2 protein-coding genes are annotated in these 1,428 nt (G+C 46.3%); one reads left to right on the plus strand and one right to left on the minus strand.

The annotated features are described in order from the left end of the window. Window positions 1–661: FAD-dependent oxidoreductase (locus R7O12_RS24740; RefSeq protein ID WP_318126701.1), on the minus strand; the 661-nt coding region annotated here is incomplete at its 3' end. A gap of 107 nt (window positions 662–768) precedes the next feature. On the opposite strand from R7O12_RS24740, the gene R7O12_RS24745 reads away from it, so the two are divergent. Beyond that, on the plus strand, window positions 769–1,428 hold a 660-nt coding region (locus R7O12_RS24745), incomplete at its 3' end, for a LysR family transcriptional regulator (protein ID WP_318126703.1).

Below are 1,428 nucleotides of genomic sequence, written 5' to 3' on the forward strand. Positions count from 1 at the left end.
TGAATTTAAACGTGACACCATGCGCTTTCGCAAGTTCTGTCAGCTGTTGGCAAAACTGAAAGCAGTCACCTGTTTCATCATCAGGCAAATACAACCCGCCTACGATTTTATCTTTGACCAGCGCTAAACCGGGTTCTTGTCGAAGGCACTGTTCAACGTCCATCAACTCAAATCGAGTACCACTTTGCTCAAGCAGCTTGAGGTCTTTTTCGATTGCGGTTAACTGTTGAGTTGTGCGAAACACTTGCAAGGTACCAAACTGGCGTCCTTGGTATTCAATCGCGTGCTCATTACGTAATTGTTCCAAGCAAGTTCGGCTGTGGTTGGCGATAGACAGCATGCGAGCTTTGTTGATTTGATAGCGAGGCAAGGTGCAGTTCGCAACCATCTTGCTTGCCCAACTGATCATGTCTGTGCTTAGCGACGGCTTTATTTTTAGTGGAGCGTGTTCTTCCATCAGCCATTTGATCGCCTTGAGCGGGATACCCGGAGCTGCCCATGGGGATGAGTAGCCATAAGAAATTTGTCCTGCATTGGCAAAGCTTGTTTCCATCGCGCTGCTTGGTTGGCGATCGATGACCGTGACTTGATAGCCTGCTTGAGATAAATACCAAGCAGAGGTTAAACCGATAACACCGCTGCCTAATACGATGACTTCCATTGAGGTACTCCACACATTTATCAGTAGCGGTTAGTTTCTTTTCTTTACCTTTTGTTAACAATCGATATAAATTACACACAGCGTTTAGAAAAACTATAGGCTTAGTGATGAGAAGTAACGTGATAAGTGGTTTATGGTTGTTTAACCAAGTGGCGGCACATGCCAGTTTTACGGGCGCTGCTAAGCAACTACACCTTACGACAGGAGCTGTAAGCCAACAAATAATCCCCTTAGAGGAGTCGTTAGGTTTTACTCTTTTTGAACGCCACTCTCGAGGGATCCGCCTCACCGAAAAGGGAATACAACTGCAACAAGCCACGCAGTTGCATTTCTCTGAGTTAGGCAAGTTGCTTGATGATCTGAGAGTAGAAAAGCATATCAATGAGGTTCGCTTGAAGCTCACTCCCTCATTCGCCTTTAAGTGGCTAGTGCCTAAACTCGAAAGCTTTCAACTAGAGAACCCAGAAATACAAGTGCAGATCTTTGCGGAAGGAGCGCTAGTCAACAGCGATTTGAAAGACTATGACGTCGCCATTGACTACGCTCTTCACCCTTATCGAGACCATGATGCCGAGTTGATTCTCGATGAAAAATTGCTGCCAGTGATGAGCCCTAAATACCTTGAGGATCATCGGTGGCTAAAAACTCCTTTTGGTGATCAAACATCGTCGATGTCTGCGAATCATTGGCAAGCGGCTACGTTGTTGCACGACGCGATGCCGTGGGAAAAAGCGACACGTGACTATGAGTGGTTGTATTGGGCTTCG

The organism is Vibrio sp. Vb1574 (assembly GCF_033338675.1).